We start from the raw sequence: 15,038 nt of genomic DNA, 5'->3' as shown, positions 1-15,038 counted from the left end.
AACACAACTCATGCAAGGGACAAATGAATGAACTAATCTGCTGCTCTGGATGTAATCAAAAAAAGACACCCCAGCTGTGGTGTCTTTTTTACACTTTTCTGATCGTAAAAAATTTCCGCAGAAGCCATGGGCCCGGTGTAAAGCCCAGCGTTAACTGCCAAGCGCCAATAGCCTGCAGTCTGTATTCGCGGACGATCTGCATCTTCCGGCTCATGCTTCTGACATCCTCAAACCATACCTCATGCGTGCGCCCCTGCTGATCACTGTACCGGAAAAATGGTGATTGATATTCGGTAGAATATTGTATCGGGGCTTGGTACCTCATCGCTCTTTCGATTGCGTTTTGATTTGAAATCGCTGAAGCAACTGTACCCGGCTGGTACGGGATGATCCAGTCGTACCCGTAGAGCGGGACTCCGATAATGATTTTTCTGCTCGGCACCTGTGCAATCGTAAACTCAATGGTTCTCCTTATTTCAGTAATCGGCGCTACAGGGCCCGGCTCACTTCCCGCATGATGCCAATCATAAGCCATGATAAACATATAATTGACAACCGATCCTATCCCCCCGTAATCGTAGCCTCTCAGCCATGGAATATTATCGCTTGTTTTTGCCGGAACAGCTATCGTCAGCACATACCCTCCCGCCTGAAGGCGATCTCTCAGCTGGCGCAAAAAGCCAGTGAAAAGATCGCGGTCCGCGGCGCTCACCTGTTCAAAATCAATTGTAACACCCCCATATCCCCTTGTAGAAACTAAGTTATAAATGTTGTTGACCAGATTGGTTCTCGCTGTCGGATTGTTCAGCACTTGGTGAACAATTTCCGTACTGAAGCCTCCTGATGTAAGGTTCGTTATTGTTGCCAGCGGCGTGACTCGCCTTTGCCAAGTTGTCTCGATAGCAGCCGCATCATTTAATTGGTTTGCAATATCGCCGTTAGGTACAATACGATATTCAAAAATCGAAATTGAAGACGAGTATGGCGCATAATCATTGATTAGCTCCCGATCAAGGTCAGGATTTCGGAGCACGTAAAAACTTAATGTTCCCGCAATGTAATTTGAGATCGAAGGAATCGTTATTTTTGATCCCGCTTGTAAAGCATTTGGGCTGATGCCCGGATTGGCTGCCCGCAGGCGCTCTAATGGAACAAGCGCTTTTGCCGCAATGGTTGTAAGCGTGTCTCCCGGCTGGACTGTATATACATAAAGAGGGATAAGCAGAGCCTGCCCCGGCACGATATTCGTTTCATCTAAACCATTCACACCCCTTATTTGATCAACAGAAGCACCGTATCTTCTGCCTATCGAAAACAAAGAATCACCAGGCCCGACGATATGGATAAACATGTTTAACCCCCATTATTCGTTAGTCAAACCATCATAAAATCTTATTAACGGGGCCGCTTAAATATGTGGTGAATGCATAAAAAAATACCAAGGGTTCTGCTTCCCCTTGGTACCGGATCATACAATCAATTCTCTTTTCCTTCTTCAAGCACATGCTTCAAATGCTCACAGTCATGATTAAAATGAGCCAGCACATGCTGTTTGGCTGCTTCTTTGTTTTTCTTTTTCACTTCTTCAAATATCCTGCGGTGCTCACGTAGTATCGTTTCTGCACGATGGTCGCCGGTATAATTAAGGATTCTGCAAAAGTGAATCAGATCATTTACATGCTCAAGCAAATTTTTCAAATGCCGGTTATGGCTGAAATCAACAAGCAGCTCATGAAATTTTTGGTTTAAACGAATGATTTCCGTATCTTCCGTGCCGTTGTGAATCGCTTTCTCTGTTTCTTCAAGCTGCTTTTCAAGTATGGTCAGCTCTTCTTCGTCCGCTTCGTCTATGACCAATTCGACTGCCAGCTGCTCCAGCGGAATTCTGATTTTATAAATCTCATCTACATCTTTTGCCGTTAATGACGTGATCGAAAAGCCATTTCGGTCATCCGCTTTTAACAAACCATCTTTCTCAAGCAATCGCATGGCTTCCCTTATCGGCGAGCGGCTGACGCCAAAGCTTTTGGCCAGCTGTGTTTCGTTTATCCGTTCCCCAGGCTTAAAAGTCCCGTTAAAGATCATTTTTTTCAGCTGATTATAAAATTGCAGGTAGTAGGGAGTCGGCTTATCTAATTTAAAATCGTCCATATATAATACCTCTTTTGAATATATTCAAGGGCTTTTCTTCAACAAAATCATATAACAGATGGTAATGGGAAGCAACAAACTGCCTTGTCAGATCCCAGAATTTGAGGTACGATATATTTGCCAAACGACGGTCGACGGACTACTGACAACTGAAAAACCGGCGTGTTTTTTTCGTCAATAGGACACGATACCTCCGCCAGAATAGCGCACGATTACATTTTTACATCTTTTCAATGGAGGAAAAAATATGCTCATTATTCTTGTTATGTTTCTTCTCGGAATTATTTTAGGCTTTATTGGCGCCGGTGGAGCGGGCTTTGTCATTGCTCTTTTAACGCTTCTTTTCCATATCCCGATTCATACGGCTTTAGGCACTTCTCTCGCAGGCATGGCTTTTACCAGCTTATCAGGGGCATACAGCCACTATCGCGAGGGCAACATTCAAATGAAAATCGGCTTAATAGTCGGAGGCTTTGCTGCGGTTGGCTCATTTTTCGGCGCCAAGCTGACATCTTTTATTCCGGCTGATTTGCTTCATTATTTGACGGCTGGAATGTTATTTTTATCAGCGATTCTTATTTTAATCAGATTATTTATTTTAAAAGAGAAGGCTCAAATGAATCAAAGCACTCTTTCAACGTATACGAGAGCGGTTATCTTAGGAATTGCAGCAGGTGTACTTTCCGGCACATTCGGCATTGGGTCGGCACCTTTTATTCAAATCGGGTTAATGATTATGCTGAATCTGTCCATCCGCCATTCTGTCGGAACGACGATGCTTGTGATCATCCCTCTGGCTGTTGGTGGAGGCATCGGATATATCACCGAAGGTTTCGTCGATTATGTATTGCTGATTAAAGTTCTGGTCGGAACAATGTGCGGTGCCTATGTAGGCGCCAAATTCACCAACCTCATGCCAAAGGTGGTTTTGAAATCAGCCATCTTTTTGACTCCGGCGATTGCGGGTCTGCTCTTGTTATTCTAAATAAAACAAAAAACCTGACGTCATGTCAGGTTTTTTTATGAATTCTGCCCTACTCGTTCTTTCGTCAATCCAAAAAACGCCAGTGAGCCGATGACAGCTGTCACAAACATAATCGCTCCCATCGGAACGGCTGTTGTCTCATTAATGCCAACAAGCGGTGACACAATCGAACCGAGGAGCAGCGGAAGCATTCCAAGCAGTGCACTTGCACTTCCGGCGCGGTGCCCCTGCTTTTCCATGGCCAGGGTGAACGTGCTGGTCAGAACCATGCCGATCGTAATCATGTAAATGAAAATGGATATGACTAATGTGGCAAGAGGACCGTGAATGATGGTCATGGTTAATAGCACAGCCGTCGCAATCATAGCCGTAATGACCGCCATGCGAAGCAGGCTTTTTTCGTGAATGATTCCGCCGAAGCGCCCGATGATAAAGCTGCCTGATATAATGGCCAGGCCGTTAATGCCGAAAAGGATACTAAATACCTGCGGAGACACCCCGTAGATATCCTGGTATACAAAAGGCGTACCGGACACATATGCAAAGCTTCCTCCGTGAATAAACCCGACAGTTAACGCGTACCCCATAAAGGACCGATCCTTCAGCAGGCTGCCCATCGTTTTGACGGATGTTCCGATTGAGCTTGGAATCCGTTTTTTCGGCGGAAGCGTTTCTTTTAACCTCAATGCAATCAGAAGAACCAGCAAAAATCCAATGATCATTAGGACATGAAAAATTGTATGCCACGTTGCGAACGGCAAAAGCAAAATGGCACCGCCTGTCATAGGCGCAACCATCGGCGCCACGGCGGTAATCACCATGAGCAGCGAGAAAAATTTAGAAAGCTCTCTTCCGGTAAACACATCGCGGACGATTGCGCGAGACAGGACAAGCCCTGCGGAAGCAGTGAATCCCTGTAAAAAACGCGCAGCCACTAAAGTTGTAATATTGGGCGACAGTGCACAAAACAGAGAGGATAACGCAAATAAAAAAATACAGTTTAATAGCGGTTTTCGCCTTCCCTGCGCATCACTGACCGGCCCGACAATCAGCTGGCCGATCGTAAGTCCGACCAGACAGGCTGTTAAACTTAACTGAACAAGTGAAGCACTCGCTGATAAATCTTCCGCGATTTCAGGAAAACTTGGCAAATACATATCTATATTAAGCGGGCCCAATATAGCAAGCATGCCGAGCAGAAACGCCAGTGCCAAGCGTTCTTTTCCAGTTGGATTGTGCTGCATGTTATCAAACCTTCCCTTCAACCTAATCCCTTATATAATGGATGTCAGCTCCAATAATGGATTGAAGCTGTGAAACATTTGTATATTGTATCATAACTTTCAACCTATGAAAGCCGCTTGAGTACGGGCTCGGCAAAGCGATATTCCGAACACCTCAAAAGGGAATGGTCCGGGGAATCACCGTGATCAGCACCATCTGAAGAAACGGCTAGCTTTTTTTGCTAAGCTCTAGCCTAGCGATTTTATATACAGGGAAATTTTTCAAAAGCGCAAATGGCTTGCAAGATGAAATCAATCGTTGTATATTAATTGACGTGTCAATCATTGATATATCAATTAATAATTTTGGCAGAAAGAAGGGATGGGTTTTGGCGTCATTTTGTTCAGAGGAAGCCGAGATTTTATATCAGCTGCAAGGCGTGAACAAGGTGATTGGTGTGAAGTTCGAGGCATGCACGGGCATCAGCCAATCTCGTTTGGAATTGCTGACATTGCTTTATCATGCAGATGAGATCAGTCAAAGCGACCTTCAAAAGAAAGTAAATATCGATAGCGCAGCCGTTACCAGACATCTGAAACAGCTGGAAGCCAAAGGCATGGTGTCAAGACGGCGCAAGCCTGAGGACAATCGCATCACCCTTGTTCGGCTTACAGATCAGGGAAGAGAGCGAATCGAGTCTTCTAAGAAAGAAAAGGAGCGTTTCATGAAGGAAATGCTCGCAAATGTAAGCGCAGAAGAGCGCCGCCTGCTCATTGATGTGCTGGGGCGCATGCGGAACAACATAAACAATATTGAAGCATAAGAGGAGTGTATCAACATGATCAAAACAAACGATTTTATGGAAATTATGAAAGGCCGCCGTTCGATTCGCAACTATGATCCGACAGTGAAAATCAGCAAAGAAGAGATGACTGAAATCTTAGAGGAAGCAACAACTGCGCCATCTTCTGTTAACGCGCAGCCATGGCGTTTTCTTGTCATTGACAGCCCGGAAGGAAAAGAAAAGCTCGCACCGCTCGCAAGCTTTAACCAAACACAAGTCACAACATCATCTGCTGTCATCGCTGTATTTGCAGACATGAACAATGATGACTACTTAGAAGAAATCTATTCTAAAGCCGTTGAACTCGGTTATATGCCGCAGGAGGTCAAAGACAGACAAATCGCAGCGCTGACCGCTCATTTTGAAAAGCTTCCGGCACAGGTCAACCGTGAAACGATCCTGATTGACGGAGGCCTCGTTTCTATGCAGCTGATGTTGACTGCACGCGCGCACGGCTACGATACAAACCCGATCGGCGGATACGATAAAGAAAACATCGCGGAAACCTTCGGATTGGATAAAGAACGTTATGTACCGGTCATGCTGCTTTCTATCGGAAAAGCAGCAGACGAAGGCTATGCTTCCTACCGCCTGCCGATTGATACAATTGCAGAATGGAAATAAAAAAAAGAGCCTAGGAATGTTTTCCGGGCTCTTTAATTTTAAGTATAGCCGCCGTTCGATCGCCTGACCTTTTGGTTAACATGTCTGAAGTTAACCCTTGATTTGATTTTGTTGTTTAGTTATGAAAAAAGAGTGATGACCACTCATCACTCTTCTTTCTATTATTCTTTTATTTTCTTCCTGCCGAACGGCCACCAGTTTCCTTCTCCGAAGGTCGCAATGATTGCCGGAATAAAGAGCGGAAGAATGACAAGGCCATATAGCAAGAGCCCGATAATGATAACACTTGCCACCTGCATTAGCGTATTGACGCCTGAAGGCATCATCGCCGCGAACGTACCAGCCAGTATAATGGCAGCTGTAATAATGACAGATCCCATTTTGCTCATTGACCTGACAACGCCTTGCTGAATGCCAAGGTGCACCTCTTCCTTAAATCGGTCCAGCAAGAAGATCGAATAATCTACCCCTAACGCGATTAAGATAACAAAGCTGAAAAATGGTACTGCCCAGCTGACGCCGGCGTTTCCTAAGCCGTTTACAAAAATCAATTCTGTGATAGATATGGACGTATAGTACGTCAGCAGCAGTGACGCGATCATATAAATCGGCATGATCATGGAGCGGAACAAAATGGTTAACACGATAAACAGGCCTATAATCATAATCACCATCGTTCTGGAGAAGTCCGTTGTGGACAGCTCTTTTAAGTCCGCATTCATACTCGTGACCCCGCCGTACACGATCTGGGCATCCTCCAGAGGAGTGCCGTCTACTTCGTTTGCGACAGCTTTTTTGATTTGGTTGATTGTCGTAATAGCTTGTTCTGAGTAAGGATTTGAATCCAGAACGACACTTAATTGAACACCTTTGCCGTCTGCAAAGGAATACTGGTCAATTGACTTCTTAAAGTCTTTGTCCTTCATTACTTGCTCAGGGATGAATATGCCTGTATCTCTTACAGTTGGACTTTTGCTCATGTCCTCTAACATATCACTGGAAGCTGTAATGCCGTCAGAGACTTTCGTCAGGCCTTCATTTGCGCTCTTCACGCCTTCTGACAGCTTCTTCAGGCTTTCTGTCAATGTTCCGGCTTGTGCCTGCTGGCCTGAGAGCTGCTGGTTCGCTTGTTCAAGGCCGGTTTGAATCTGGCCAAGCTGTCCGCTGATTGCTGTAAGCTGCTGCACGGTCTGTGCGGTATTTCCAGTTTGGGAAATCTGTTTGCTCACGAGCTGCAGCTGCTGATTGATTTTGCCCAAACCATCTGCGGCATCGCCCAGTGAACCGCCAGAGCCGCTATTTGAGGCCGAGCCGGTTTGCCCTGCCATTTGATTCAGGCCGTTTTCTATATCTGTTAATCCATTTTGGACATCGGCAATCCCTTTTACCGTTTTATCCAGCCCGTCTGAAACCGATCCTAGCTGGTTATCAATATATAAATCTTTGATTTTTTTACCAGTCGGCTGCGTGATTGTCATGACAGAGTCAACATGATCGACTTTCTCGATCGCTTTGCTGATATTGCCGAGATAAGGGATTGTATCAGCTGTTGTGAGATCTTTGTCTCCTTTTACGACAACGTTGATCGGGAATGCTTTTCCTTCCCCGAATCCGTCCTTGATGGCCTCGAGAGCTTTGATTGATTGATAATCACTGCTGATTTCCGCAGTTGAATCGAATGATATCTGGTCATCATAGGTCAAGATGAACGGAAGCGTAATCACCACCGTGATGGCAATGAACAGAAACGGACGCGCAACGGAGTGTCTGCCAAGAAACGTCCATAATTTGTTGTCACTGTGCGACAGCACTTTCTTTGATGGCCAGAATAATTTTTCACCCAGTGTCACCATAAATAATGGCAGCAGTGTATAGAGAATGATCATTAAGATTCCCACACCGACCGCTACTCCTACGGCGGATTGGAAAATCGCAAACTTCGCAAATCCTAACGCGGAAAATCCGATTAATACCGCGAATCCGCTGATGAATAAGGTTTTTCCCCCTGTGCGGTAAGCGATAAGCGCCGCTTCTTTTTTGTCATGCCCGTTTGCCAATTCTTCCCGGAATCGTGTAAGAAGCAGAATGCAGTAATCTGTTCCAATGCCGAACAGGATCGCGACTAAGAAGGTTTGCGTAAACGTCGAAATAGGAAAATCAACATAGTATACAAGGATGCCAAGTATGGATTGACTGATCAGATAAGAAAAACCCACTGCTACAATCGGTATAAAAGGCGTCACAACAGATCGGAACACGATCAGCAGTAAACCGATGATCAGGCAGACTGTTATCACTTCCGTTTTCTTAAGCCCTTCCTCTGAGCTGTGAGCGAAATCCTGGTTGATAAGGGAAGCTCCCGTAATATATGCCGTCAAATCATCAGGAACGATTTGATAAATCTCGTCCGCAATTTTTTCCGCCTTTTTATCAGAACCTGTAATCGTGACAGGAATGAGAACGGTTTTCTTGTCTTTAGACATCAACTGGTCTTTGACTTCTTTTTCCGCTGACAGAGGAGATGTTACCTCTTCTACACCGTCGATCTTTTTGATTTTATCGATCATTGTCCGGAGCTGATTCTCTGTTTCTTTCTTTAAAGCGTGGTCTAATGTAAAGACAACACTGATCGAATTATTGTCTTCTCCCGCTTGTTTTAAAATGGCATTTGCCCTTTCTGAAACAGCATCAGCGGGAAGCTGGGCCTGCCCCTTTTGATTGGCCAGCTCCGTTAAGTTCGGAGAAAATAAACTCAATACGACGGTAAGCGCTAATATAATGGCTGCAATTGCCCACTTGAATTTAATGATGGCTCTCATTCGGCAGAATCTTCTCCTTTAAATTTGCTTTTTAAAATGGTGAATATCTCTATGATGGAATTTACGTGTTCCTCATCTATATCATCGATCAGCTCTTTGAGCGCGTTAAAGATGGCGGAATCTAATTCTTCGAGAATTTTTTCACCGCTGGTTGTGATGTTAATAAGCTTAGAGCGCTTATCACTTTTTGCCGGACAGTCATCCCATTCAACCCATCCTTTATCGAGCAGCTTTTTCAGCCTGTTAGAGATCGCGCTCTTATGTACATTTTGATACATGGCCAGACTGCCGGGAGAGGTTGGGCCCTTGACCTTTAAAATTTTTAACAGGTCTGCCTGTTCTCTGGAGATATGCTTGAAGACATCCTGATTGATTTCACGATGCACAAACTCTGTCCCTTCAAGCAGGACTTCCACAAACAGGTTTATCGCCTGACATAGCTTTTGTTCATTCAACATCTTCCCCTCCTCATTGTAGTTTACCCTGCTAAACTTTATGATTATTGTTAATTAGTTTATTCCTCTAAACTATATCTGTCAACATATTTTATTTATGAACACCCGGAACACTCGTTCGTGTATAATAGGAGTTATAACCTTGAAAGGGGAAAATTGACATGTCAGATTTTGCACTGAAATTGTATCAATATAACATCTGGGCCAATCAGCAAATCTTCAACCGATTAAAAGAGCTTCCAAAAGAGGTATACCATCAAGACATTCAAAGTGTGTTTCCGTCGATATCCCATGTATTGTCTCATGTTTACCTTTCTGATCTCGGCTGGATTGAAGTGTTTTCCGGCAAAACGATGAGCGATGCTTTGGCGTTAGCTGAACAGCTAAAAGAACAGACAGAGGCAAAAGAAATGGAGGAAATGGAAGACCTGTTTCTGAAGTTATCCGAGCGCTACACACTTTTTTTACAGCTAAAAGAACAGCTCAATCAGCCCCTCCAGATTCAAAATCCCTCAGGCGGAATCATGAAAACAACTGTTTCCGAACTGATTCCCCACGTTGTCAATCACGGAACATACCACCGCGGCAATATCACGGCAATGCTGCGGCAGGCAGGATACGCATCCGCACCGACAGATTATGGGCTTTACCTGTACATGCAAAAAACTGAACAGGCATAGGAAAGCGGCTCCTACATGGAGCTGCTTTCTTTTGCTGAATAGTCCAAATCACATTAAATTTCCTTTCATATACCCTTTATAGTAAAAAAGATAGAAATTTTAGTGTTATAATAATCATTAAAAATAGATTGCTGACTCAATAATCAATTTTTAATGGAGGAACACATAAAGTGACAGACGACATGACGAAAGACAATATAAATCAGCAAACATTGCAGAGAGGCTTGAAAAACAGGCATATCCAGCTTATCGCCATCGGCGGGGCTATCGGGACAGGCTTATTTCTCGGCTCAGGCAAATCGATTCATTTTGCCGGACCGTCGATTTTATTTGCTTATATGATCACAGGAATCATTTGCTTTTTAATTATGAGATCGCTGGGTGAACTGCTGTTATCAAATTTGAACTACCACTCTTTTGTGGATTTTGTACAAGACTATCTAGGCGATATGGCAGCCTTTATCACCGGCTGGACATATTGGTTCTGCTGGATTTCCATTGCGATGGCTGATCTGACAGCCGTCGGGCTTTACACTCAATATTGGCTCCCTGGTGTGCCGCAATGGGTGCCCGGCTTAATCGCTCTTATTATTTTACTGATTATGAACCTGGCGACAGTCAAGCTTTTTGGAGAATTAGAATTTTGGTTTGCTTTGATTAAAGTCATTGCCATCTTGGCGTTAATCGTCATTGGTCTTGTGATGATTTTCAAAGGCTTTTCCACAAGCTCAGGAGTGTCCAGCTTCACAAACCTCTGGAGCCATGGAGGCCTGTTCCCGAATGGCATGCACGGGTTTATCCTCTCGTTCCAGATGGTTGTATTTGCTTTTGTCGGCATTGAGCTTGTCGGGCTTACGGCCGGTGAAACAGAAAACCCTGAAAAAGTAATCCCTAAGGCGATTAACAATATCCCTGTCCGCGTGCTGCTTTTTTATATTGGTGCTCTTCTCGTGATTATGAGCATCTATCCTTGGGATGTCATCAACCCTAGCGAAAGCCCATTCGTACAAGTATTTGTTGCGGTTGGCATCGTCGGGGCTGCAAGTATTATCAACTTTGTTGTGTTGACATCCGCTGCTTCAGCATGCAACAGCGCTGTATTCAGTACAAGCCGTATGGTTTATTCCCTGGCGAAAGATCACAATGCGCCGGAGTCAATGGCGAAACTGACTCAGCGTAAAGTGCCTAGAAATGCTTTATTCTTTTCAGCTATCGTGATTTTAATCGGTGTTACGTTAAACTACATCATGCCAGAAGGTGTATTCACCCTGATCACAAGTATTTCAACCGTATGCTTTATCTATATTTGGGGAATTACGGTCATCTGCCATATGAAATACCGTAAAACAAGACCTGAATTAGCGAAAACAAACAAGTTCAAGCTTCCGCTTTATCCGTTTACAAATTACCTGATTCTTGCGTTCCTGGCGTTTGTTCTGGTTGTGCTGGCACTGGCACAGGATACTCGTGTTTCCTTATTTGTCACACCGGTTTGGTTTATTTTGCTGATTGTGATTTATAAAGTGAGAAAAGCGAAGCATCAATAAGACTCGAAACTCCTGCCTCAAAAATGAGAGCAGGAGTTTTTTTGATGAAAATGACCTTTGCTTTTGAATTTGAAGGTATGCTATAGTGTTTGTAATCAAAACAAGAAGGGATGATGGGTGGACAATGATTAACTAATCTTATTTTTACCGTTTGAAATCAATATTTCAAATCAGAAAAAATAGGATTAGTCTGCCCATTTTCTATATATACGACACCGCTATTTATAAAGAATAGCTTATTTGATCATGCACAGGCACGGCTAATCCTTCCAACACATTTGGGAGGATTTTTTTATTCTCCCTTTAAAGCGAGGGATATGGATGAAAGAGATTATAACATTAACAAACGTGAGCTACGAAGTGAAGGATCTGACTGTTTTTAAAAACGTAAATGCCAGTGTTCAGCAAGGAGAAATCATTGGGATTATCGGCAAAAACGGCGCTGGGAAATCTACGCTGCTGCACCTTATTCACAACGACTTGGCCCCTGCACAAGGACAAATCCTTCGGGCGGATATAAAAATGGCTTTGGTCGAACAGGAAACCGCGGCGTATTCCTTTGCCAATCAGACACCTGCCGAAAAGAAGTTACTGGAGAAATGGCATGTGCCCCTTCGTGAATTTCATCAGTTAAGCGGCGGTGAAAAACTGAAAGCGCGGCTGGCAAAAGGACTCTCAGAGGATGCAGATCTGCTGCTGTTAGATGAACCGACAAACCACCTTGATGAAAAAAGCTTGCAATTTCTCATCCAACAGCTGAAACATTATAACGGCACTGTGATTCTCGTTTCTCACGATCGATATTTTTTAGACGAAGCCGCCACAAAAATATGGTCCCTCGAGGATCAGACGCTGGTTGAATTCAAAGGGAATTACTCCGGGTATATGAAGTTCCGGGAGAAGAGAAGACTCACCGAGCAGCGCGAATATGAAAAGCAGCAAAAAATGGTTGAACGAATTGAAGGACAAATGAATGAGCTCGCTTCTTGGTCGGAAAAAGCCCACGCCCAATCGACGAAAAAGGAGGGGTTTAAAGAATATCACCGGGTAAAAGCGAAGCGTACGGATGCCCAAATAAAATCCAAGCGGAAGCGGCTTGAAAAAGAGCTGGAAAAAGCAAAGGCGGAACCCGTTACCCCAGAATATAAAGTCAGCTTTTCAATCGATACAACCCACAAAACAGGAAAACGTTTTTTGGAGGTTCAGAATGTAACGAAGGCTTTTGGAGAAAGGACTCTCTTTAAAAACGCCAACTTTACGATTCAGCATGGCGAAAAGGTTGCCATCTTAGGCCCCAACGGCAGCGGAAAAACGACATTACTAAACATCATTCTGGGACAGGAAACAGCAGAAGGAAGTGTATGGGTGTCGCCGTCCGCAAACATCGGCTTTTTAACGCAGGAGGTGTTTGATTTGCCTTTAGAACAAACACCGGAAGAGTTATTTGAGAATGAAACATTCAAAGCAAGGGGGCACGTTCAAAATCTGATGAGGCACTTAGGCTTTACAGCCGCCCAATGGACTGAACCGATCAAGGATATGAGTATGGGTGAGCGTGTAAAGATCAAGCTGATGGCATATATTTTGGAGGAAAAAGATGTGCTGATTTTAGATGAGCCGACAAACCACCTCGACCTGCCGTCACGTGAACAGCTGGAAGAAACACTGTCACAATACAGCGGCACATTGCTGGCGGTTTCACATGACCGCTACTTTCTCGAAAAAACAACAAACAGTAAACTCGTCATTTCAAACAACGGCATCGAAAAGCAGTTAAACGACACTCCTTCAGAAAGAAATGAGCGGGAGGAGCTTCGGTTAAAGCTTGAGACAGAAAGACAAGAAGTGCTGGGAAAGCTCAGTTTTATGACGCCAAATGATAAAGGGTATAAGGAGTTTGATCAAGCTTTCAACGAGCTTACGAAACGGATAAAAGAGCTGGATGATCAAGACAAAAAAGACTGATGGGGAAAGTTCAAGCGGCATTGAAAAGGACAACAACTGTTGTCCTTTTTCTTTATATTTTCAAAAAGATGACTTATAGTATCCCCTATCATCGCTTCCAGATAGGCATGCTGTGTTTGGGTAACGTAGCGGCTTTTCAGCTTAGCTGTTTCCGCATACGAATATTGGTCATGGCATAGCCCATCTTCTGATAAAGATAGACGGCTGTCTCGTTGTGCGCAAACACATGAAGGGCCAGCCTTTCCACGCCAAGCTCTCTTGCTCTTTCATCAAGCGTTTGAAGCGCCAATTGAGCCAGCCCTTTTCCGCGAAAGGCTTCATACAATCCAAAGGAATAGATAAACGCTTCCTTTTGCGGATGAAACGGATCAGCATACAGCCAGAGCCAGCCCATTCTTTCCCCTTGTACATTTGTGATGTTCCAAAAATAATGATTGCTGCTGTCTCGCCCATTCGGAATCATGTTCTCATATGCCTGCTCCGATTTCTCAAGCGCCTCTTTTTCCGTCCAAGTTCCCGACGTTATGTTTTGTTTCGCATAATTTTGCACGGACATCCCGCGAAAGGCTTCGAATTCTTTCAAAGTCATGGCTTCTAAAGTTAATGTCATTCTGTACTCCTCCTTTATAAAAAAGGCCCAGCTGATGCCGGACGAATAACGCAGAAATGGAGCTCTATTTCAATTACCCGGTTAAAACCTGGGACTTTCTATTATTCAATAAGAGGAGGAGATCTCCTGCATATAGGTTTGTTACACCATGATTATCATGATAGACACAATCAAACAGATCATCGCAGGTATCGTCATAAGGACCGATTGCCGCGCTCGAAAAATATGCGCATGAATTGCTCCCGCCATGAGAACGACAAACAGCACACCTGCTCCTAACGCTGCATACCGATTCCAAATTCCCGCTGTCATAGCAAGTGCCCCGGCTATTTCAAGGATGCCAGTAATAGTCAGAAACCATAATGGATATTGATAATGCCGCCAATGCTCAACTTGAAAGGGAACGCGGCTTACCTTGATGATGCCTCCCACAAGCATAAAAACTGCCAAACTGACTTTCAAAATAATAGATATCATCTTACGTCACTCCCTTTTGGAAGCATCCCGTATATTAAGAGATTTACAACCTCTGCTGCGAGGCTTGCCGAATCTTTGATTCCGGTTAACAAAAAGGAATCGGTTAAATGTTCAATCATGCCGATCAAACATTCAGCGACCGTTTCCATGTCCAGCTCGGAGTGAAAATAGCCAAGCCGCTGTTCTGCTTCTAGGTTTTCTTTCAAAACCATCGCCAAGTCTTTTTTCATTTGTTTCGCTTCCGGGTTGAGAAAAAAGCCGATCCTGGTTACATCCTTGTCTTCAGCCAGACATTGAAAAACAGTTTCCACAGCAGACAGCACCCGTTTTGTCACACCCTCCGTGTGTAATCCGTTTTCCAGAAGAAGTGACTCTGTCAGCTTTCTTACTCGGGAGTGAAAATCGGTGATTAACTCCTCAAAGATGGCTTCTTTGCTTTGAAAGTACAGATAAAATGAAGGCTGTGTGAACCCAGCTTTTTTTACAATCTCACTTATCTTCGTGTCATGGAATCCCCGAATCGAAAATTCATTAGCGGCAGCTTTGAGTAATCGTTTTCGGCTTTCTTCTCCTTTACGTCCTTTTTTACTTTCCAACGAGGACCACCCCCCAAAAATAATACTCACGAGTAATGTTATTCATGAGTATTATTTCATG

General features: G+C 44.1%; 13 protein-coding genes and 1 pseudogene. 6 read left to right on the top strand and 8 right to left on the bottom strand.

The features are described 5' to 3' along the window. Nucleotides 1-88: 88 nt before the first annotated feature. Both JQX68_RS03265 and JQX68_RS03260 read right to left on the bottom strand, forming a co-directional pair. The gene (locus JQX68_RS03265) at nucleotides 89-1,351 is read right to left on the bottom strand and encodes a glycoside hydrolase family 18 protein (protein ID WP_147772961.1); all 1,263 of its coding nucleotides are present in this window, start codon (nucleotides 1,349-1,351) and stop codon (nucleotides 89-91) included. A gap of 125 nt (nucleotides 1,352-1,476) precedes the next feature. Then, nucleotides 1,477-2,151 (bottom strand): GntR family transcriptional regulator, encoded by a 675-nt coding sequence (locus JQX68_RS03260; RefSeq protein WP_003234129.1) that lies wholly within the window; start codon nucleotides 2,149-2,151, stop codon nucleotides 1,477-1,479. Between the two features lie 247 nt (nucleotides 2,152-2,398). Here JQX68_RS03260 and JQX68_RS03255 point away from each other — a divergent pair, with 247 nt between their 5' ends. Further along, on the top strand, nucleotides 2,399-3,136 hold the full coding sequence (locus JQX68_RS03255) for a sulfite exporter TauE/SafE family protein (RefSeq protein WP_040084037.1): 738 nt from the start codon (nucleotides 2,399-2,401) through the stop codon (nucleotides 3,134-3,136). A 35-nt stretch (nucleotides 3,137-3,171) separates the two neighbouring features. Here the strand turns inward: JQX68_RS03255 and JQX68_RS03250 are convergent, their stop codons facing one another. Next, nucleotides 3,172-4,380 (bottom strand): Bcr/CflA family efflux MFS transporter, encoded by a 1,209-nt coding sequence (locus JQX68_RS03250; protein ID WP_147772960.1) that lies wholly within the window; start codon nucleotides 4,378-4,380, stop codon nucleotides 3,172-3,174. A gap of 309 nt (nucleotides 4,381-4,689) precedes the next feature. On the opposite strand from JQX68_RS03250, the pseudogene JQX68_RS03245 reads away from it, so the two are divergent. Beyond that, nucleotides 4,690-5,183: pseudogene (locus tag JQX68_RS03245) on the top strand (MarR family transcriptional regulator). 15 nt (nucleotides 5,184-5,198) lie between these two features. Next, nucleotides 5,199-5,828: a nitroreductase family protein gene (locus JQX68_RS03240; RefSeq protein ID WP_014662981.1), complete on the top strand. Its 630-nt coding sequence runs from the start codon at nucleotides 5,199-5,201 to the stop codon at nucleotides 5,826-5,828. Between the two features lie 161 nt (nucleotides 5,829-5,989). Here the strand turns inward: JQX68_RS03240 and JQX68_RS03235 are convergent, their stop codons facing one another. After that, complete coding sequence (locus JQX68_RS03235; protein WP_134976430.1) at nucleotides 5,990-8,647, bottom strand: MMPL family transporter; 2,658 nt, start codon at nucleotides 8,645-8,647, stop codon at nucleotides 5,990-5,992. Further along, entirely contained in the window at nucleotides 8,644-9,102 is a 459-nt protein-coding gene (locus tag JQX68_RS03230; protein WP_147772979.1) for a MarR family transcriptional regulator, read from the bottom strand. Before JQX68_RS03230 ends, JQX68_RS03235 begins: the two co-directional genes overlap by 4 nt. 161 nt (nucleotides 9,103-9,263) lie before the next feature. Here JQX68_RS03230 and dinB point away from each other — a divergent pair, with 161 nt between their 5' ends. The 3 genes from dinB (at nucleotide 9,264) to vmlR (ending at nucleotide 13,294) form a co-directional block, all read left to right on the top strand. Further along, entirely contained in the window at nucleotides 9,264-9,782 is a 519-nt protein-coding gene (dinB, locus tag JQX68_RS03225; RefSeq protein WP_147772959.1) for a damage-inducible protein DinB, read from the top strand. 170 nt (nucleotides 9,783-9,952) lie between these two features. Next, nucleotides 9,953-11,329 (top strand): amino acid permease, encoded by a 1,377-nt coding sequence (locus tag JQX68_RS03220; protein WP_014475969.1) that lies wholly within the window; start codon nucleotides 9,953-9,955, stop codon nucleotides 11,327-11,329. Between the two features lie 321 nt (nucleotides 11,330-11,650). Beyond that, nucleotides 11,651-13,294 (top strand): ABC-F type ribosomal protection protein VmlR, encoded by a 1,644-nt coding sequence (gene vmlR, locus JQX68_RS03215; RefSeq protein WP_147772958.1) that lies wholly within the window; start codon nucleotides 11,651-11,653, stop codon nucleotides 13,292-13,294. Nucleotides 13,295-13,430: 136 nt separating this feature from the next. On the opposite strand, the gene JQX68_RS03210 is transcribed toward vmlR, so the two are convergent. The 3 genes from JQX68_RS03210 to JQX68_RS03200 form a co-directional block, all read right to left on the bottom strand. Next, complete coding sequence (locus JQX68_RS03210) at nucleotides 13,431-13,904, bottom strand: GNAT family N-acetyltransferase (RefSeq protein ID WP_040084044.1); 474 nt, start codon at nucleotides 13,902-13,904, stop codon at nucleotides 13,431-13,433. A 141-nt stretch (nucleotides 13,905-14,045) separates the two neighbouring features. Further along, nucleotides 14,046-14,381 (bottom strand): DoxX family protein, encoded by a 336-nt coding sequence (locus JQX68_RS03205; RefSeq protein ID WP_040084045.1) that lies wholly within the window; start codon nucleotides 14,379-14,381, stop codon nucleotides 14,046-14,048. After that, the gene (locus JQX68_RS03200; RefSeq protein ID WP_040084046.1) at nucleotides 14,378-14,977 is read right to left on the bottom strand and encodes a TetR/AcrR family transcriptional regulator; all 600 of its coding nucleotides are present in this window, start codon (nucleotides 14,975-14,977) and stop codon (nucleotides 14,378-14,380) included. Before JQX68_RS03200 ends, JQX68_RS03205 begins: the two co-directional genes overlap by 4 nt. Between the last annotated feature and the right edge of the window lie 61 nt (nucleotides 14,978-15,038).

The organism is Bacillus sp. LJBS06, assembly GCF_016924995.1.
GTDB classification, from domain to species: Bacteria; Bacillota; Bacilli; order Bacillales; family Bacillaceae; genus Bacillus; species Bacillus stercoris.
Note: the sequence above shows the minus strand (reverse complement) of the source record. Positions and strands in the feature narration are given on the sequence as shown.